The 18,701-nt window shown below is 38.5% G+C and carries 17 protein-coding genes and 1 other annotated feature; of the genes, 5 read left to right on the top strand and 12 right to left on the bottom strand.

The window, feature by feature from the left end; translation table 11 throughout:
- The first annotated feature begins 47 nt into the window (after positions 1–47).
- Entirely contained in the window at positions 48–359 is a 312-nt protein-coding gene (locus SB717_RS06295) for a PepSY domain-containing protein (protein ID WP_074677831.1), read from the top strand.
- Here SB717_RS06295 and SB717_RS06290 read toward each other — a convergent pair.
- Positions 328–1,185, bottom strand: coding sequence for a YtnP family quorum-quenching lactonase (locus tag SB717_RS06290; protein WP_410903468.1), 858 nt, complete (start codon positions 1,183–1,185; stop codon positions 328–330). The genes SB717_RS06295 and SB717_RS06290 overlap by 32 nt on opposite strands.
- A 75-nt stretch (positions 1,186–1,260) precedes the next feature.
- Positions 1,261–1,911 (bottom strand): tRNA (guanosine(46)-N7)-methyltransferase TrmB, encoded by a 651-nt coding sequence (gene trmB, locus SB717_RS06285; RefSeq protein ID WP_410903467.1) that lies wholly within the window; start codon positions 1,909–1,911, stop codon positions 1,261–1,263.
- Positions 1,912–2,038: 127 nt separating this feature from the next.
- Between trmB and SB717_RS06280 the strand changes: the two genes are divergently transcribed.
- Entirely contained in the window at positions 2,039–2,317 is a 279-nt protein-coding gene (locus tag SB717_RS06280; RefSeq protein ID WP_045291248.1) for a YtzH-like family protein, read from the top strand.
- Positions 2,318–2,323: 6 nt separating this feature from the next.
- Here SB717_RS06280 and SB717_RS06275 read toward each other — a convergent pair whose 3' ends face one another.
- From SB717_RS06275 to thpR, 4 genes are all read right to left on the bottom strand, one after another.
- Positions 2,324–3,118, bottom strand: a complete 795-nt coding sequence (locus SB717_RS06275) for a phosphotransferase family protein (RefSeq protein WP_098622729.1) — start codon at positions 3,116–3,118, stop codon at positions 2,324–2,326.
- Positions 3,119–3,309: 191 nt separating this feature from the next.
- A complete protein-coding gene (gene pulA, locus SB717_RS06270) occupies positions 3,310–5,451 on the bottom strand; it encodes a type I pullulanase (RefSeq protein WP_410903466.1) in 2,142 nt (713 codons plus the stop codon).
- Between the two features lie 92 nt (positions 5,452–5,543).
- The gene (locus tag SB717_RS06265; RefSeq protein ID WP_074677841.1) at positions 5,544–6,470 is read right to left on the bottom strand and encodes a hypothetical protein; all 927 of its coding nucleotides are present in this window, start codon (positions 6,468–6,470) and stop codon (positions 5,544–5,546) included.
- Between the two features lie 135 nt (positions 6,471–6,605).
- A complete protein-coding gene (gene thpR, locus SB717_RS06260) occupies positions 6,606–7,160 on the bottom strand; it encodes an RNA 2',3'-cyclic phosphodiesterase (RefSeq protein ID WP_410903465.1) in 555 nt (184 codons plus the stop codon).
- Between the two features lie 189 nt (positions 7,161–7,349).
- Between thpR and cysK the strand changes: the two genes are divergently transcribed.
- Positions 7,350–8,282, top strand: coding sequence for a cysteine synthase A (cysK, locus tag SB717_RS06255; protein ID WP_045291259.1), 933 nt, complete (start codon positions 7,350–7,352; stop codon positions 8,280–8,282).
- 32 nt (positions 8,283–8,314) lie between these two features.
- On the opposite strand, the gene pepV is transcribed toward cysK, so the two are convergent.
- Positions 8,315–9,718, bottom strand: a complete 1,404-nt coding sequence (gene pepV / locus SB717_RS06250; protein ID WP_074677845.1) for a dipeptidase PepV — start codon at positions 9,716–9,718, stop codon at positions 8,315–8,317.
- A gap of 408 nt (positions 9,719–10,126) precedes the next feature.
- Here pepV and SB717_RS06245 point away from each other — a divergent pair, with 408 nt between their 5' ends.
- Positions 10,127–10,348 (top strand): DeoR family transcriptional regulator, encoded by a 222-nt coding sequence (locus SB717_RS06245; RefSeq protein WP_013059517.1) that lies wholly within the window; start codon positions 10,127–10,129, stop codon positions 10,346–10,348.
- A 222-nt stretch (positions 10,349–10,570) separates the two neighbouring features.
- Here SB717_RS06245 and SB717_RS06240 read toward each other — a convergent pair whose 3' ends face one another.
- On the bottom strand, positions 10,571–11,287 hold the full coding sequence (locus SB717_RS06240; RefSeq protein WP_410903464.1) for a pseudouridine synthase: 717 nt from the start codon (positions 11,285–11,287) through the stop codon (positions 10,571–10,573).
- A 51-nt stretch (positions 11,288–11,338) separates the two neighbouring features.
- Entirely contained in the window at positions 11,339–12,982 is a 1,644-nt protein-coding gene (locus SB717_RS06235; RefSeq protein WP_071270230.1) for a putative polysaccharide biosynthesis protein, read from the bottom strand.
- Between the two features lie 211 nt (positions 12,983–13,193).
- Here SB717_RS06235 and SB717_RS06230 point away from each other — a divergent pair, with 211 nt between their 5' ends.
- Entirely contained in the window at positions 13,194–14,465 is a 1,272-nt protein-coding gene (locus SB717_RS06230; RefSeq protein ID WP_074677849.1) for a BaiN/RdsA family NAD(P)/FAD-dependent oxidoreductase, read from the top strand.
- Between the two features lie 4 nt (positions 14,466–14,469).
- On the opposite strand, the gene SB717_RS06225 is transcribed toward SB717_RS06230, so the two are convergent.
- The 3 genes from SB717_RS06225 to leuS form a co-directional block, all read right to left on the bottom strand.
- Positions 14,470–14,649: a sporulation protein Cse60 gene (locus SB717_RS06225; protein WP_013059521.1), complete on the bottom strand. Its 180-nt coding sequence runs from the start codon at positions 14,647–14,649 to the stop codon at positions 14,470–14,472.
- Between the two features lie 315 nt (positions 14,650–14,964).
- Positions 14,965–15,276: a rhodanese-like domain-containing protein gene (locus SB717_RS06220; protein WP_071270224.1), complete on the bottom strand. Its 312-nt coding sequence runs from the start codon at positions 15,274–15,276 to the stop codon at positions 14,965–14,967.
- Positions 15,277–15,694: 418 nt separating this feature from the next.
- Positions 15,695–18,109, bottom strand: a complete 2,415-nt coding sequence (gene leuS / locus SB717_RS06215) for a leucine--tRNA ligase (protein ID WP_071270221.1) — start codon at positions 18,107–18,109, stop codon at positions 15,695–15,697.
- A 64-nt stretch (positions 18,110–18,173) separates the two neighbouring features.
- Positions 18,174–18,392 (bottom strand) — a binding site (T-box leader).
- Positions 18,393–18,701: the final 309 nt, after the last annotated feature.

The raw sequence follows: 18,701 nt of genomic DNA, 5'->3' as shown, positions 1-18,701 counted from the left end.
ATTTGATATAATAGTGAAAACATATCCTTAAAAAGCAGGTGAATAACGTGAAGTGGACTCAACTAATAGCAGGAGCTGCAGTCGGATTTGCAAGCGCTTATATTATTCAAAAAAGAAAGTCGTCAATTTCCTCATCGGAAGCCCTTACGATTGTTAAAAGCGCTTTTAAGCAAAACGGGGCAATCGACGGCTCATGGATTGAAACAACGACTAAAGTCATTCAAAAACATGGTCTCTCTTTTTATGGTTATACAGGTGGAATTATCAGAACACGTGATGCAAAACAGGAACATTACGAGTTTTTCATTGATAAAAAAAGCGGTGCTATTATTGAATTAACGTTGAATGCACCCGTTTAATTTCGTCAACTATTTCTCCTTTATTATCCCATTTTACTGCTCGATAAAAAGCATCATGATAAAAACTTAGCCAAGCTTGATGCTCGTAGGCATAAGCTAGCCACTGCTGCTTTTGTTCAATCGAAGTCATTGGATAATCATCATATGCCATTACCCATAAGACATTTTGATGTGCATGTGTTGGCAAAAGATCGCCCATGTGCACTAAGGTGTCATGGTTTCCTTTTAATACAACTACAGCATGACCATCGCTGTGACCTCCGGTATGATGAACCGTTACTCCAGGCACAATTTCATCTTTGTCGCTAAATGTTATTACTTGATGCTGAATAAATTCCCAATTTTGTTTCCAATACGTATTTTTAGAACGTATATTAGGATTTTTCATTTCATTCCACTCGATGTCGCTAACAAAAATTCTTGCATTTGGAAAAGCAGAGGAAAAATTTCCGTTGATACATTTTGTTAAGCCTGACACATGATCAAAGTGAAGATGCGTCATAATGATATGAGTAATATCTTTACACGTAAACCCTAACTTTTGTAAGTCTTCAGCAATAAATGATTCTTCCGTTACGCCAAAATGACGCTTTTTTTTCTCATCCAACATCCCATTTCCTATGCCTGCATCAATTAACATGAGGTGTTTTTCAGTTTGAACGAGCAAAGGATCAGTCCTCATTGGAATACGATTTCCTTCTGAGATAGGATATTTTCTTGTCCAAAGCTCTTTTGGAACAACACCAAACATTGCCCCTCCGTCTAAATGATTATTCCCTCCACGAAGCCATGTCACTTTTAATTCACCTATTGTTAGCGTTTCCATTTTACACCTCCATTATATTCCTTTTTATTTTATCACTATCCCCTTCTCTTTTTGAACAAAAAAAGACTGAGAAACTCAGTCTTTTTCATTCAGGTATTTTACTTCACAGCGGTAAATGCGGCTGCCTTTTTGTGAAAATTTCTCTTCATATTCCGTCATAACATTGCCTTCAAAATCGCTTTTATGCAAATCTAAGCTAATGTACTTGAGAAGAAGCCCATATTCTGAAAAGCTTGTCAATGAATACTCAAATAGCCCTTGATTATCTGTTTTAAAGTGAATTTCTCCACCATCAACCAGCAGATTTTCATACATGTTTAAGAACGTTTTGTATGTTAAACGGCGCTTGGCATGTCTCTTTTTTGGCCATGGATCAGAGAAATTAAGATAAACGCGACCCACATCATTTTTTGTAAAAAACTCACTAAGTTGGTTAGCATCTACATTCAACAACTTTAAATTTGGGAGCTCTTCTTCAATCAGTCGTTCTAGAGCACTTAAGATGACACTTTCGTACATTTCAATTCCAATATAGTTAATATGCGGATTTTGTTTAGCCATCCCTACTAAAAATTGGCCTTTTCCTGTTCCTACTTCAATATGAAGAGAATTTTCATTCCCAAAAACTTCTTTCCAGTTTCCTTTATAATCCGCTGGGTTTGGAACCACGTATTGGGGATTTTCAGCAATTTTATCTTTTGCCCAAGGTTTGTTTCGTAATCTCATGTTGCACCTCTTTAATTTATTTTGACGCATTGAAAATGTCGGTTATTCGAAACAACCGACATTCTCATGCATAATTGTGTTTAGATAGAAAAAAATAAGAGCATCATACGAGAAAGGATGATGCTTAATGCCTTTAAATGCCGAACACCAAATGAATATATTAAAAGATATTTTATCTAATCATCAAAGTGATTGCTGCGGAACAGTTGCGGAATGTGAACAGGTTGAACGTTTAATTCAATCAATGTTAGCAAAAGGACATGCTAGCACAGACGTACAAGCAACACTACAAAACGTGTATCAATACACGCAAGATGCAAAAAGTGCTGCTCATTTAGACGAACATATTCAAACCAATCAACAAAATTTATCACAATGGGTCCAAGAACTATCTACCTTGTCATAATCTTTGCTACTGTGCTTGAATGTCGTTGACGAGCAACAACCGAAGATATTCAAGCCAGTAATTCATTTCAGAATGTTCGTTTTTCGAACGATGCCATTCAATGAATAAAATGGTTTGACTTATCACATACCACTTCATTCTCTTTTTCAAGTTCTCAGTTAGTTCGATCCCATAATGCTCAAGCCATTCTTCCCACTGAGATGGATTGATGTACCAATAAAGCAATAAACCTAAATCAATAGCAGGATCTGCAATCATCGCTCCGTCCCAATCAATTAAATATAGCTGCGTATTCTCTCCAAGCATCCAGTTATTGTGGTTCACATCACAGTGACACACAACATATTTATCTGTTTGAATGGACGTAAGCTCTGCTTGTAAATAGCTGATTCCCTGCTCTACAATACTCTCTTTTTGAAGTCGTTCGTCCACGTTCTCTAGAATATCGGCTAGCACGTCTTCGGGAAGAAGCGGCGTTTTCCCTAACCTTTTCAACATATCTAATAACTCGTTTGAATGATGAATTTTACTAAGCAATTCTGTCACTCGACTCGAATTCATATCTTTTGGTTTTAATTCTCGACCATCTAGCCAGTGCTGAGCTGTGATCACATCTCCATTTTCCATTCGTCTTGTCCACACGAGCTTCGGTACAATTCCTTCAGCTGACAATACTGCTAAAAAAGGTGATGAATTACGCTTTAAAAAAAGCTTTCGGTCTTGAAATTTTGCAAAATAAGCTTCTCCTGTCGCTCCGCCAGCAGGAGTAATTTCCCATTCGCTTCCTAATATATCTTCCAACCAATTCACCTTCAATTTCAACACACACATTTCGTTTAAAAATTTCACTCAATAAAGCAATCTATTAAGACATCATGACGTTATTTTCTTAGTAAATAAAAAAGACGGCTATTGAGGATATGTATCAATAGCCATCCTTTATAAATATTATCTCCATCATACTTTTTTCGTCAAGTGGTTGAAGACAATAATTACGTTTGAAATAAAATAAGAACGCTAAGCTTTGGAACGTTTATAGCATTATCCTCTATAGCAGGATACCCATTTTTATATACTTTACAATGATCAAGTGCTATTTTCCATGGTCCTTCTGGCAAAACTACTTTTTCTTCCATTAGGCCTTGATTAAAAAACACCATAATATTCTTCCACGGACCGTAAGCCAGTACGTTTGATAAACAATAGCCAATAACGGATTGCGGCGTGTTTAGGAAAGAGACATGCTGCCTAATTGCTGAAGCATCCCCCAGGCGAAATGCACCGTGCTGTTTGCGAATACGAATCAGCTCTTGAACCCAATTTACATCAGCAGAAAATTCCATTCTTCGATTCCAATCAAGTGCATTAATATCATCGGGTGAATTATAGCTGTTCTCTACGCCTTGTTTAGTGCGGTAAAACTCTTGACCACTATGAAGAAACGGTATGCCTTGTGAAAGAAGTACAATAGCAGTAGCAAGGCGGTGACGACTTCTACGAGTGTCTTCGTCTTCGTCTCCGTTTGAATTCGTTAACTTATCCCACAGCGTATGATTATCATGTGATTCAACGTAATTAACTGACTGTGCTGGATTTATAAATAAAGCCCGGCTGTCTTCTTTATCCAGAATGCTCCCCGCTATCACGGATTGCACGGTCTCTTTTTGATGAATATTTCCGCTGATAAAACCTTTTTCATACACATCAAACGTGCTTCCTTTTACAGAATCTCGAAAGCGATCATTAAAGTAGCCGATTTGAGGGGTTTGGCGGGCATTCGCCATCATTGCTTTTTGATCGTAGGGGAGAGGAGTATTTAAATCCCAGCCTTCGCCAAACACCAAAATAGTAGAATCAATTTCATTTATTTTTTCCCGAATGATGTTCATCGTTTCTATATCTAAAATCCCCATGAGGTCAAAGCGAAACCCATCAACGTCATATTCTTTTATCCAAAATAATACTGAATCGATAATAAATTTTTGCGCCATTTTTCGTTCAGAAGCAAAATCATTTCCTACTCCCGTCCCGTTCGAAGGCATCCCAAACTCATCATGTCGAAAATAATAGCCCGGAACAATTTTTTCAAAAGGTGATTCTTCTCGTACAAATACGTGATTATAAACTACATCTATAATAACACGGAATCCCTGTTGATGAAGTGTTGATATTAATTGTTTCACTTCAGCAATACGAGTGACGGGATTTGAAGGGTCAGCGGAGTAGCTTCCTTCTGGTACATTAAACAACAATGGATTATACCCCCAATTATAAGAAGCATGAGGATTTAATTCATCTACTCCGCCAAAGTCGTTAATAGGAAGAAATTCAAGGTGGGTCACTCCTAGCTCTTTTAAATAATGAAGACCTGTTGTTTTGTCTGGCTGACCGCTTGATTCAGTAACAGCTAGGTACGTACCTTTTTTTTCCATCCCGCTTGAAGGATGAATAGAAAAATCGCGAACGTGCATTTCGTAAATAACGGCATCCGTTGGCTGAAGGAAAGGTGGCTTTTCATGGAGATGAACATAGGCTGTATGAAGATTTATCAGAACTCCGTATTCACTGTTTGCTGTAGCTGCAACGGCATAAGGATCCACCGCTTCATTTGTCCCGCCGTTTACATCTATTAAAAATCGATAATAATACCCTTCTTTATCTAAGGGAAGTTTCTTTTCCCATACGCCTTTTCTTTGACGAGTCATAACGTACAGTTCTTCTTTCCCGCTGTTTGCATGTATTAATTTTAAAACCACTGCTGATGCAGTCGGGGCCCAAATTTTTATCATAATATGATCTGAATAAAAGGCTGCACCCAAATCATTTTGATTATAATAAAATCTTTCATCAAACTCTTTTGTTCGTATAACAGCCCCTACCTGCAGCGGAACTTTCTCTCCGTAATTATCACAGATAAAGTACGACTGTCCAATTGCTATGCTGCCTTCAACCTTGCCTTCATATTTGATAAAACCTTCTAATTCATGTACGTTTTCAATAGAGATGGTCTCATGCACTTGTGTACTTTTAATCACAAAAAAATCAATTTGACCTTCATGATAAGAAGTGGGAACTAAAAGAGTAATACGATCTATTTGATCTAAATAAGCTTGAAACTTATTATCACCAGTCATCCTTTTCTCCTCCTTATGCCAATTACCTCTTTAGTAGCATTATATGTAGCAAACGCAAAAACGAAAGCACTTTCATAGCGTGAATGTTCGTATTATTGACCTGCTTCAAATTCCCGGTCAAAATAAATACTCTGGCTGTGTTCGAGCAGTACCTGAGCTGCTTTCATCTGTTTGAACTTTAAAGGCGCTTTAGATTTACGAAGTTCATAAAACCATTCTTCATACTTTCTAGCATCTACAAATTCAACCTGATAAGGCTCCGCAGCGTAGTCAATGTATCCATTTCTGCTTAGTAATATTTTCTTTACGCTATGTTCAATATCGTGAGTACGATAGATGCTTCGGACAATTTGCTCCATTCGATTTAACCCAATTAAAGGATTTAATATCTTTTTTTGATCTCTTCCTCTTAACTCTGTCCAAAAATTTTCTTTTGAATACTGAAAAACAGCGCTTTTATATGTTTCTATTAAACAAATACAGAGGGTTTCCGTTGGAGTAACAATAATGATATCCCCTTCTACCGGAGCTTTATTAATCAGGAAAACAGGCTTGTACATCACGAGATACGTATCAGGAAAGCGCTGAATAAAATAACGAAGAGCTTCATCATGGTAATATTTACGATCTGCTTGCGAGAACTCAAATAAAGTGGATGTAGCCCATTTCATTTGAAGATCAAATACATTTTCTAAAAACAATATTTTCAAATCTTCCGCTGTTTGTGGAAGAGTTGTAAACCTCAATAGCTCTTGATTTTCCACGCTATCGCTAGAGAACGCCTCTTCCACTTCAAACGTTTCTTTTTTTCTTGTAAACCGCTCTTTTGCTTTTTGCAAAAATGAACGTTGAGCTTTTGGTTCTTCTTGTACAGGGGGCTCATGTAATAGCCCTTCTTCAAATAATTGCTTTGCTTTCTTCCAATTATGTTTTTTTAACTGATTAAACTGAGACGTGTAGTGATAAACGTCTTTTTCATAACGGGAAATATAATCTTTCACCTTAAGTAGCTGCGCCACGTTTACATCAATCCCCTAATTAAAATTCCTCTAAAACTTTGTTCATCGATCGTTTCTCTATTATCATCGGCGTTTTCTTTCCTTTGATAAGATTAATCTTTAAATACTCTCTCTCCATGCTTATATGTTCATATGCTACTGTGACTGCAAGGAAAAAGATAGTATTTCTTTATATTTAGGTTTGCTAGCAGGATGAACTTCAAAAAGGGCAAACGAACTTACTTGAAACTGTTCTTCAATCAACGTTTGCTTTAACTGCTCTTCCGAAAGCCCGGCTTCCCCTCCCCACTTCTTTGCAATCGTAATATGAGCACGATAAGGACGTTTTTCGTATAAGCCGCTTAGGTCTCCCCATACGGCCTGTATATCCCTTTGTAGATTCATAAGCTTATCATTTGGCTTAAGGCCTACATAAAGCACTCTAGGCTTGTTATACGCACCGAACACATCGTACTGACCTGTCTGCAATGAAAAACTTGAATGACGAGAGGCTACTTCTTTTAAGCGGTTAATCAGCTTTTCCTTTTTGTTCCCGACAAATCCTAAAAATTGTAGCGTTATATGATAATCGTCAAGGTATGTCCATTGTTTGAAAGGAAAAGGTGTTAATTCCTTTGCCCAATTTTCTGCCTGACGTGCAATGGAGACAGGCACGTTGATTCCAATAAAATAGTGTTGATCACCTTTCATCAAATCCCTCCTTTTGTTTTCATTATCTTTCCCCAATTTGTTATGTTCAAAAAGAACTAGATTTATTTTAAAGGTTTTTTGGATAAAATAGAGAGGTTTTTCTGAAAATTTGCCATGTGCTTAAAAAATAAGAATTTGTGTTATCATAGAAACAATACAGAGAATTTTTATAAGAAAAGGATGAGAAAAATGAAAGTTGTTAACAATATGGCTGATTTGATTGGCGAGACACCTCTTGTTAAATTAAATCGTCTTCAACCAGCAGATGGAGCATCCGTTTACTTAAAACTAGAATTTTTTAATCCGAGCCGTAGTGTAAAAGACCGTGCTGCTTTTAATATGATCATGGAAGCTGAAAAAGCAGGCTTGCTCAATGAAAATTCCACAATTATTGAACCAACGAGCGGAAATACAGGTATTGGCTTAGCTATGAATGCCGCGGCAAGAGGGTATCGTTCTATTTTAGTCATGCCAGATACCATGACTCAAGAACGAATTAACTTGTTAAAAGCATATGGTGCTGAAGTTGTTCTAACACCGGGCGATGAAAAAATGCGTGGGGCAATTCGCAAAGCAGAAGAGCTTACAAAAGAAATTCCAAATGCATTTATGCCTATGCAGTTTGAAAATAATGCAAACCCTGACGCACATCGAAAAACGACTGCTAAGGAAATTATTGAGGCAATGAACGATTTAGGAAAAGACTTATCCGCTTTTGTTGCTACTGCTGGAACAGGCGGAACAATCACAGGCACAGGTGAAGTTCTAAGAGAGAACTACCCAGACATGACCGTTCACGTTGTGGAACCCGCTGGTTCTCCTGTATTATCTGGAGGAAGACCTGGAAAGCACAAGCTTGTAGGAACAAGCCCTGGATTTATTCCTGATACGCTTAACGTAGATGTTTACGACGAAATTTTAAAAATTAAAGATGAACAAGCCTACGATATTACGCGACGCTTAGCTTCTGAAGAAGGAATTTTAGTCGGCCCTTCATCAGGCGCTGCGTGCTATGCTGCTATCGAGGTAGCCAAAAAATTATCTCCCGATCAAGTGGTCGTATGTATTGCTTGCGATACAGGTGAACGTTATTTATCAAGCGACCTCTTCTCATTTGAATAATAAAAAAAGCGAACGCAAAGGCGTTCGCTTTTTTATTTAGCTAATTCGTAAATAGCCTGTGCATAGATAGCTGTTGCACGAAGTAAATCTTCAATTACCATGTACTCATCTTTTTCATGCGCTACTTCTTCACGGCCTGGGAAAAGAGGTCCAAATGCCACACCAGCTTCTAATGCTCTGGCATATGTTCCTCCTCCGATTGAAATAAGTGTAGGTTCTTCATTTGTTTGTTCTTGGTAAACCTTTTGAAGCGTTTGAATAAGCTCATGTTTTTGATCGACGTGATGTGGTTTAGAATCTGTAAAATGTTTGATGGTCATTTGATAAGATTCACTTTTTTCTTTAATCGTATCAATAATATCGTCAATATGAGCTGATACAGGATAGCGAATATTTAAGCCAAAGTGCCCCGCTTCTTCTTGATTATAAGACATGATTCCCACATTGATCGTTAAATCACCCGTGACCTCATCTTTGCGATTCAAGCCCATTTTTTCTCCTAGTGCATCTTGAACTAAATACGCATTTGCATAACCTACAAACTGATTAGCTTGTTCATCAAGTTCTAATGTGTGTAAAAAGCGAAGAAGTGTAAGCCCAGCATTTTTCCCTTTATCAGGCACGCTGCCATGTGCTGAAACTCCTTCTAGAGTAAGTGTATACGCACCGCTCTTTTCGGTTATTGAACCTTTTAAAGACTCATCTTTTAAAAATTGATCATATTTATTTTTAATATCCGTTTCACTATGGAATTCAAGAACAGCTGTTGCAAGATCAGGAACCATATTGTAGCGTCGCCCAGAGACAAATGATGTAAGCTGAACGCTTCCCTTTGTTCCTTCAATTGGCTGCTGGCGAATTTCTACATCTGTAATACCTTTTTCAGCATAAATGATAGGAAAATCTGCATCGGGCGCAAATCCCATCGTTGGCATCTCTTCATGATTGAAGTAGTGGTCCACACATCTCCAGTCACTTTCTTCATCCGTTCCAATAATCATTCGAACCCGCTTAGATAGAGGAAGCCCTAAATCTTTCACAATTTTCATCGCATAATAAGCAGCCATCGTCGGGCCTTTGTCATCGATTGCTCCTCTAGCAAAAATTTTCCCGTCTTTTATTTCACCGCCGTATGGATCAACCGACCACCCGTCTCCTTCAGGAACAACGTCTACGTGACAAAGAATGCCAAGGAGGTCTTTTCCTTCTCCTGCTTCAATATGACCAGCATATCCGTCTACGTTCTTGACGGAAAACCCATCATTTTTTCCTTTATTTAAAAGAAAGTCAAGCGCTTGAGCAATTCCAGGTCCAAATGGCTCTTCTTGTTTTTCTGTGCTTGTCAAAACACTTTTAATTTGTAGAAAACGCTGCGTCTCAGCTAGAATTTCAGCTTCTCTTTTTTGAACTTCCTCTTTCCAATTAATTGCCGTCATCTGTTTGTCTCCTTTGCCTGCTTTTACAGATTGTATCTATCATTACTATTGGTAAATTTAACTTTATCATACCTTTATATAGAAAGAAATAATTGTCTCTTTCCTTTCATATCAAAGGTTTACAGAGTCAAAATTCCGGGAAATAATTTGTAGGCACAATCGATAAAAACGGATTCTATTTGTTTATTGTTTACATATACTATAAAAAATGTGCAAATAGAGGAAGGAGATGTTACGAAAGGATTACATATTTATATCATTTTTTGTAAATATTGTGTTAATTTGCGTTTTCTCTTTTATTTTTCTGTCGATTTTGTGTACAATAAGGATAAGGACTGAAATAGTGCTTGACATCTCAGAGTTATAAAGAAGTTGTGCCTTACGAAAAACGAATAAGGAAGTGGTTTTTTGAAACCTTCAACTAATCGAATGCTAACTCGTATCAAATCGGTCTATATGTTCATTTGTAAAAATGGAACAGTTACAACGCAAGAGCTCGTAGACGAATTTGGTATTACACCAAGAACCATTCAGCGTGACTTGAATGTGTTAGCATATAATGATTTAGTTCGCAGCCCAAGTCGCGGTACATGGACGACTACGCAAAAGAAGGTCAAGATGTCATCCTAGTAAGTTTATTTCAAGGGTAGTAAGTGATTTATATATAGAGATAAAATTCTACGCAGTAGAAAGTCAAGACTTGGACGAGTGCATAGTCCCCCGCTCCATTTGCACGTCAAGCAGAGTTGGTACTCGTTTAAGTGCTTTAACGTGAAATGTTTCACTTGTCTAATAAAGTGGACAAAAAAAGGAACCATTTTAGACTTAGGTTCCTTTTTCTTTCGCCTCTTCTTAGGCATTTGATTTTTGCAATAAAGCTAGTTCTTCTTCGGTTAACTCCCTGTACTCTCCTAAATCTAACGACTCGTCTAACAGCAAAGCTCCCATAGATAAACGTTTTAAATACGTTACTTTTTTTCCTCTTGCTTCAAACATACGCTTCACTTGATGGAATTTCCCTTCAACGATCGTTAATTCAATTTCTGATTCCACACTGCTTGTTAGTATCTTTAATTCTGCTGATTTTGTTACGTATCCATCATCAAGAGTGACACCCTGTCTAAATGCTTCAGCATCTTCTTCAGTCACCGGTGCATTAATTTTTGCAAAATACGTTTTAGGAACATGCTTTTTAGGAGATAGCAGCTGATGTGCAAGCTGACCGTCATTTGTCAGCAGCAAGAGCCCTTCTGTATCTTTGTCTAAACGCCCTACCGGAAATGGATCGTACACAGCATCGTCAATTTCCAGTAAGTCCAACACTGTTTCATGAAGAGAATCTTCGGTCGCTGATATGACACCTTGCGGCTTATGCAGCATAAAGTAAACAAATTCTCGGTAAGAAACGGCTTCGCCATGTACAGTTATTTCTTGTTCATCTGGATTAACGTGTACCTTGGCATCTTTAACCGCTGTACCATCTACCTTAACAGCTCCAGTCTTTAAAAGACCTTTCACTTCTTTTCGGCTTCCGTACCCAACGGTAGAAAGCAATTTATCCAAACGCATGTAATATCCTCCTCTTTTTTGAAAAGAAGATGACTCTGACGAGTCATCTTCTTATGCACTGCGCTGTTTATTTCGGCGCAGTATCTTTCGTTCAATTGCACCTGTTACCCTCGCTCCCATTACTTTTTCAAGCAGGCTTGAACGATAGGTAATGATAAAGTAAATAAGGCCGCCTACTGCTGCTCCTATAATCGTAATAACAGTGGCAGAGAATCGTCCTGGCTCTGTAAACAGACCAATCACCGCTGCGACAATTTTTACACTGATTCCCATGATCGCAACAAAAATGAGAATGAGCACGGAGCGTTTTATAAACTCACTGTAGTTATATTTTGCGTGTTTTTGAATAAGCGCAAACATATAAACAAGAGATACGATATAGCCTAGTGCTGTCGCTAAAACTGAACCAATCTCGTGGAACATAAGAATAAATGGAACGTTCACCACAATTTTCACAATCAATCCAAATAATAGACTTAAAACAGCATATTTTTGTTTGTTGATTCCTTGTAAAATAGCTCCATTAACCGTAAAAAATGAGAATAATAAAGCTACCGGTGCATAATAAAGCAAGACATTACCACCCGCATCCGATGCATCTGTTCCAAAGAAAAACGTATATGCTGGGCCAGCTAAAGCCATTAACCCTACAGATGCTGGCAGCACAAGAAACATAATCGTTTGATATGTTTGATCAATTTGCTTTTGCAATACATTATAATCTTTATTCACAAATGAACGTGTAATCGTTGGTACAAGAGTCAAACCAAACGCAGTAGCTAATGAAACAGGAATCATCACAAGCTTTGGAACATAAGACTGAACAATTCCGTTCATGGACTCCGCTATTTCTTTTTGTCCAGCCGCTACCATCGCACGGTTAAATGTGAATTGATCCACATACTGATACAGCGGAATAGCTAAGCTGACAAACACATATGGCAATGAATACGTAAGCAGCTCTTTAAAAATGGATACGGTAGAAATACGCGTAGGCGTTACCGTCTGCTCGTTCACCATTTTATCGAGATGAGGCTTTCGTTTTTTCCAGTACCAAATTAATACGGCCAGTCCAGCAAGAGCTCCTACAAAAGCCCCCATTGTAGCAAATCCAACCGCTAATGCAAGACTCCCATGTACAACTTTGATGACAATATAGGTGGATGCTAATAAAAAGACAACGCGCACAAGCTGTTCAACTACTTGTGAAACAGCTGTGGGTCCCATAGACTGGTGCCCCTGGAAAAATCCTCGCATTAAACTCATCATCGGTACTACAATTAACGCAATACTAACCATTCGCATAACCATTACTACATCTTCTAAGGAGTTATTTAAATCAGAACCTCCCAGTGTAATTCTAGACATAACAGGAGCTAACGAATATAAAAGTAAAAATGCAAGTATTCCTGTGACAAGCATTAATTTCATGCCGGCCCGATACATTCTTCTACTCGTATAATAATCGCCGAGTGCATTATATTTTGACACAAATTTCGATACGGCCATTGGCATACCGGCTGTAGCAATGCTTAAATAAATAGCATATTGGTTATATCCGTAACCAAACAGTGCTCCTCCTACGGTTCCAACAAGAATCGCAAATGGAAATAAATAAATCATTCCCAGAATTCGGGATACATACGTGCCAAGCGTTAGCACAAAGGTCCCTCTTAACAATTTTGAATCAGACATACGTTTGCCTCCGATACTTAATGTTACATACTGATAATAATGATAGAATTGAAAAGAAGCAAGTGACAGTATACACTAAGAAAGGTCTTATACTCACTCGCACTCGTCAACAAACTAAAAAAACAAAGACTATAGCCCATTTTATCCAATGTTGAGAGATTTGTCAGTGAACAAACTAAAATTTTTTAAGAATAGACAGGTTGGTGAAAGTATGATATATGATGTAGTCGTAATCGGAGGAGGACCTTCTGGTTTGATGGCATCGATTGCAGCTGGAGAGTCAGGTGCAAACGTATTATTAATTGATAAAGGCAATAAACTCGGACGAAAGCTTGCCATTTCTGGAGGCGGACGCTGTAATGTAACAAACCGCCTTCCGATTGATGAACTTATTAAACACATTCCAGGAAACGGAAGATTTTTATACAGTGCGTTTTCTGTTTTTAATAACGAAGATATCATCTCCTATTTTGAAGGCCTTGGAATTAAATTAAAAGAAGAAGATCACGGGCGTATGTTTCCGGTCAGCAATAAAGCTCAATCTGTTGTTGATGCATTAATTAGCGAACTTCACCGTCTTCGTGTGACAATTCGTACAAATACAGCCGTTAAACGCGTAACCTATGAAAACAACACCGTGAAAGAAGTTGTGCTTCAAAACGGAGAAGCAATCCAAACGAAAAGCGTTGTGATTGCAGTAGGTGGAAAATCAGTGCCTCATACAGGTTCGACGGGAGACGGTTATCAATGGGCAAAAGATGCGGGGCATAAAATTACTGAACTTTACCCAACAGAAGTTCCTATTACATCTAGCGAACACTTTATTAAAACCAAAACGCTTCAGGGTCTATCGCTTCGTAGTGTAGGATTAAGCGTTCTTAATAAAAAAGGCAAGCCTGTCATTACTCATCAGATGGATATGATTTTCACTCACTTTGGCATTTCTGGTCCAGCCGCTCTTCGCTGCAGCCAATATGTCGTTAAAGAGTTAAAGAAACAAAAAAGCAACACTGTTCAAATGTCTATTGATTTATTTCCTAGCCAAAATGAAGAAGAGATTTTTCAACAATTAGCTAAAATGACAAAAGAAGAGCCGAAAAAAGCGATTAAAAATGTTTTAAAAGGTTTTGTATCTGAACGTTATCTATTATTTTTACTCGAGCAAGCAGACATTGATAGCCAAGCACTAGCGGGACAGCTTCAGCATGAAAAACTGAGAGAGTTCTCGAGAATGTGCAAACGATTTGAATTTGCTGTAAACGGCACGCTTTCTTTAGAGAAAGCATTCGTCACAGGAGGCGGCGTATCCGTTAAAGAAATTCACCCAAAAGAAATGTCTTCGAAATTTATGCAAGGCCTTTACTTCTGCGGGGAAATTCTTGATATCCACGGATATACTGGAGGATACAATATTACTTCTGCTCTTGTAACAGGCCGTTTGGCGGGGAGTAATGCAGGAGAATTTGCAACAAGCCTAGCATAATATGCTAGGCTTTATACATAACCATGGCTGAAAAACAGTACACCTGCTCATCACGATCAACATCCACTGTGACTTGATATTTAATATCCACGACGTCTTCATCTTCTAATTTTCGTAAAAATCGGTTCACCGCAAACTCTAAATCTTTTTCATGCTCTTTATCAAACATTTTCACTTGTATCACAGCTTCTACCACCTTGTCCTATCAAATTTGTTTCAATCAGAATGGACTGCTTCTCTCAATGATGGCTTTTGTACTGATTTTCAACTTCTTCCTACCTTTATTTTTATGAAGACTTTTATAGATTTAGTCATCATTTGTTTTGCTACTATCATTTTAGTCGGATGGTAGAAGTTTCATTCAAAAAAAGAGGTTGAGACATAACGAACTGAATCCAATCTAAAGACGAATAAAACAAAAAAAGAACCACTAATCAAACATGTTGATCAATAGTTCATTTTTCACTTTAACTGAGATACTTTTGTCCCAGCCTCTTTTTTATTTATTAACCGTTTTTCCTTCCCACTCTAACATGCCGCCAACCATATTTGTTACTTTATATCCTTGTTCTTGAAGGTAGTAACATACGTTTTCACTGCGGCGCCCCGAACGGCAAATGAAAATATATTCTTTGTCTTTATCAAAATAATCCACGTTAGCTGGAATATCATTCATACGAATGTGTTTAGCAGTTGGAATCATCCCTTCTGCTACTTCTTCATCTTCGCGCACATCAACTAAATGAAGTTCTTCTCCATTTTCAACGCGTTTTTGAAGTTCTTCAGGCGTAATTACTTTTACTTCTTCCATCTTCGTCATTCCTCTCTATTCTTTCATTCAGCTTGCTATCGCTATTGTAGCAAATTCAAATACCTTTATGCCACTAAATAAGAAAAGCTTAAACAGCACCCTGCCTAAGCTTTTCCAATTGTAGTTAAAGGTTTGACTAAGCTCTTAAGATCAAACCCGAAAGCAAGGTACATCTACTTAAGTCTAGAACACAAGCTACTCTAGCTCTTTCACTCTAGAGTGTATCTAAAAAAAGAAACAAAGAAGACCACTCGACCAAGTGACTCTATCATTGGCTAATCAGACTACTTCGTTCTTGCTTTCAAAGATTTTGACTAAGGGCCTGATGTCAACCCCGAAAGGGGGACATCAGGCCCTTAGGTCTAGAACAGACCCCCTGACTGCTCTTTAGTCAGGGGGGTCTGTTCTACATCAATACTTAATTAGCTACGATGTTTACTAATTTACCAGGCACAGCAATTACTTTGCGCACTGTCTTACCTTCAATGAACTCTTGAACGTCTTCATTAGCCATTGCAATATCTTGAAGCTCTTCACGAGATGCCTCAGCAGGTACGTTTACTTTCGCACGTACTTTACCGTTAATTTGAACGACAATTTCCACTTCGTCATCTACAAGTTTTGCTTCGTCAAACGCAGGCCAAGCTTCATACGAAATTGTATCTTCGTGACCTAGTTTGCTCCATAATTCCTCAGTCGTATGAGGACAAATTGGTGCTAATAGCTTCACAAATCCTTCTACGTATTGCTTTGGCAGCACGTCAACTTTATATGCGTCGTTGATAAATACCATGAGCTGAGAGATACCCGTATTAAAACGAAGACCTTCGTAGTCTTCCGTTACTTTTTTCACCGTTTGGTGGTACACACGTTCAAGTGTAGTGTCATTGCTTTCTTGAACCTTGCTGCTTAATTCACCATTATCTTCAATAAGTAAACGCCATACGCGATCTAAGAAACGACGTGCACCATCAAGTCCTTTTGTTGACCAAGCGATTGATGCATCTAAAGGACCCATAAACATTTCGTAAAGGCGAAGCGTATCTGCACCGTGGCTTTCTACGATTTCGTCTGGGTTTACAACGTTACCTTTTGACTTACTCATTTTTTCATTGTTTTCTCCAAGAATCATACCTTGGTTAAACAGCTTTTGGAACGGCTCTTTTGTTGGAACTACGCCGATATCATATAAAAACTTATGCCAGAAACGAGCATATAATAAGTGAAGAACGGCGTGTTCAGCTCCACCGATATAAATATCAACCGGCAACCACTCTTTTAATTTATCTGCATCTGCTAACGCTTCGCTGTTTGTTGGATCAATGTAGCGTAGGTAATACCAGCAGCTGCCTGCCCATTGAGGCATTGTATTTGTTTCGCGGCGCCCTTTTTTGCCCGTTTCCGGATCCACAACGTTCACCCAGTCATCAATGTTTGCTAACGGAGATTCACCTGTACCTGACGGTTTGATTTCAGTCGTTTTTGGTAACACAAGGGGAAGCTGATCTTCAGGAACTGCAGTTGTTGTGCCATCTTCCCAGTGAATAACAGGAATCGGTTCACCCCAGTAGCGCTGACGGCTGAATAACCAGTCACGAAGACGGTATGTTACTTGTTTTTCACCTTTTTCATTTGCTTGAAGCCACTGAATCATATTTGAAATTGCTTCTTCTTTATCTAGACCATTTAAGAAGTCTGAATTAACGTGCTCGCCGTCGCCTGTATAAGCTTCTTTTGAAACGTCTCCGCCCGCTACCACTTCTTTAATCGGCAGTTCAAATTTAACAGCAAACTCATAATCGCGCTCATCATGAGCAGGAACAGCCATAATTGCACCTGTGCCATAGCTCATTAGAACATAGTCAGCAATCCAAATCGGCATTCTCTCGCCGTTTACAGGATTAATTGCATAAGCACCTGTGAATACGCCCGTTTTGTCTTTAGCTAAGTCTGTACGCTCTAAATCGCTTTTGCTTTTAATTTGATCTAAATAAGCTTCTACCGCTTCTTTTTGTTCGGCTGTTGTAATTTTTTCCACAAACGGATGTTCAGGTGCTAAAACGGCATACGTTGCCCCAAATAGCGTATCAGGACGCGTTGTAAACACAGTAAATGTTTCGTCATATCCATCAATTGTGAAGTGAACGTGAGCTCCTTCAGAGCGGCCAATCCAGTTTCGCTGCATTTCTTTGATACTTTCTGGCCAATCAAGATCATCTAAATCTTCTAGTAAACGATCTGCATAAGCTGTGATTTTAAGCATCCACTGCTTCATTGGACGACGCTCAACCGGATGTCCTCCACGCTCACTTTTACCGTCGATAACTTCTTCGTTTGCAAGCACTGTTCCTAAAGCAGGACACCAGTTAACCGCCACTTCATCCACATAAGCCAAGCCTTTTTTATATAACTGTAAGAAAATCCACTGCGTCCATTTATAGTAGTTAGGATCAGTTGTATTAATTTCACGCTCCCAATCGTAAGAGAAACCTAACGATTTGATTTGACGGCGGAAATTATTAATGTTAAGTTCAGTGAACTCAGCCGGATCGTTTCCTGTATCTAATGCATACTGCTCAGCAGGTAGTCCGAATGCATCCCATCCCATTGGATGAAGTACATTGTATCCTTGCATACGCTTCATACGAGATAAAATATCCGTTGCTGTATAACCTTCTGGATGCCCAACGTGTAAACCAGCGCCAGATGGATAAGGGAACATATCTAATGCGTAAAATTTACGCTTTCCTTCATCTTCTGTTGTTCTAAATGTTTTATTTTCTTCCCAAACTTTTTGCCATTTTTGTTCGATCTTTTCATGATTAAAAGCCATACATAATCCTCCTTGTACGCTCCAGCTGTATTTAATTAAACTAAAAAACCCCTCATCCCTCAAACAAAGGGACGAGAGGTTGAATAAACTTCCCGCGGTACCACCCAAATTAGCACAATTATGTACTCACTCATTTTCCTTAACGCGGATAGACGGTAAATGTTACTTTACTTCACATTTACAACTCCAAGGTGAGTTCATGAACGCCCGTTTGCTGACTCGCACCACCCGTCAGCTCTCTTAGCTCGCTTCGTTCACTACTATTCCTTATCATAGTTTTTACATCATACTACCTTGTATTGTAAATAATATGTTCGTAAACTGCAAGTTGTTCAAGGGATTTTGTAAAAGTTTCTGCTCTGCAGCACTGCTTTGCTGCTGAATCCTCTCTTTCATTCTTATATATGAACAACTTCTCCCAAAAACATACATGCAGCGCAAAACAAAAAAAGAGATTGAGACATAACTAAATCAATCCTATCTAAAGGTGAACAAATAGGATATCTGGACTCTTTGCTACAAAACTGTTGATTTCCATGCAAGGCTTCATCTTGCCCTCCAATCAGCAGCTTGAAGCAACTAAATACGTAAG

It is taken from the genome of Priestia sp. SIMBA_032 (genome assembly GCF_046535215.1).
Taxonomy (GTDB): domain Bacteria; phylum Bacillota; class Bacilli; order Bacillales; family Bacillaceae_H; genus Priestia; species Priestia aryabhattai.
Note: the sequence above shows the minus strand (reverse complement) of the source record. Positions and strands in the feature narration are given on the sequence as shown.

Excerpts from the sequence above, each read along its gene's own strand:
- pepV (WP_074677845.1), bottom strand. The coding sequence starts at position 9,718 with ATGACGGCAATTAATTGGAAAGAGGAAGTTCAAAAAAGAGAAGCTGAA.
- leuS (WP_071270221.1), bottom strand. The coding sequence starts at position 18,109 with ATGGCTTTTAATCATGAAAAGATCGAACAAAAATGGCAAAAAGTTTGG.
- thpR (WP_410903465.1), bottom strand. The coding sequence starts at position 7,160 with ATGAAAGGTGATCAACACTATTTTATTGGAATCAACGTGCCTGTCTCC.
- SB717_RS06290 (WP_410903468.1), bottom strand. The coding sequence starts at position 1,185 with ATGGAAACGCTAACAATAGGTGAATTAAAAGTGACATGGCTTCGTGGA.
- SB717_RS06240 (WP_410903464.1), bottom strand. The coding sequence starts at position 11,287 with ATGCGTTTGGATAAATTGCTTTCTACCGTTGGGTACGGAAGCCGAAAA.
- SB717_RS06235 (WP_071270230.1), bottom strand. The coding sequence starts at position 12,982 with ATGTCTGATTCAAAATTGTTAAGAGGGACCTTTGTGCTAACGCTTGGC.
- SB717_RS06280 (WP_045291248.1), top strand. The coding sequence starts at position 2,039 with ATGCCTTTAAATGCCGAACACCAAATGAATATATTAAAAGATATTTTA.
- pulA (WP_410903466.1), bottom strand. The coding sequence starts at position 5,451 with ATGACTGGTGATAATAAGTTTCAAGCTTATTTAGATCAAATAGATCGT.
- trmB (WP_410903467.1), bottom strand. The coding sequence starts at position 1,911 with ATGAGATTACGAAACAAACCTTGGGCAAAAGATAAAATTGCTGAAAAT.
- cysK (WP_045291259.1), top strand. The coding sequence starts at position 7,350 with ATGAAAGTTGTTAACAATATGGCTGATTTGATTGGCGAGACACCTCTT.
- SB717_RS06230 (WP_074677849.1), top strand. The coding sequence starts at position 13,194 with ATGATATATGATGTAGTCGTAATCGGAGGAGGACCTTCTGGTTTGATG.
- SB717_RS06220 (WP_071270224.1), bottom strand. The coding sequence starts at position 15,276 with ATGGAAGAAGTAAAAGTAATTACGCCTGAAGAACTTCAAAAACGCGTT.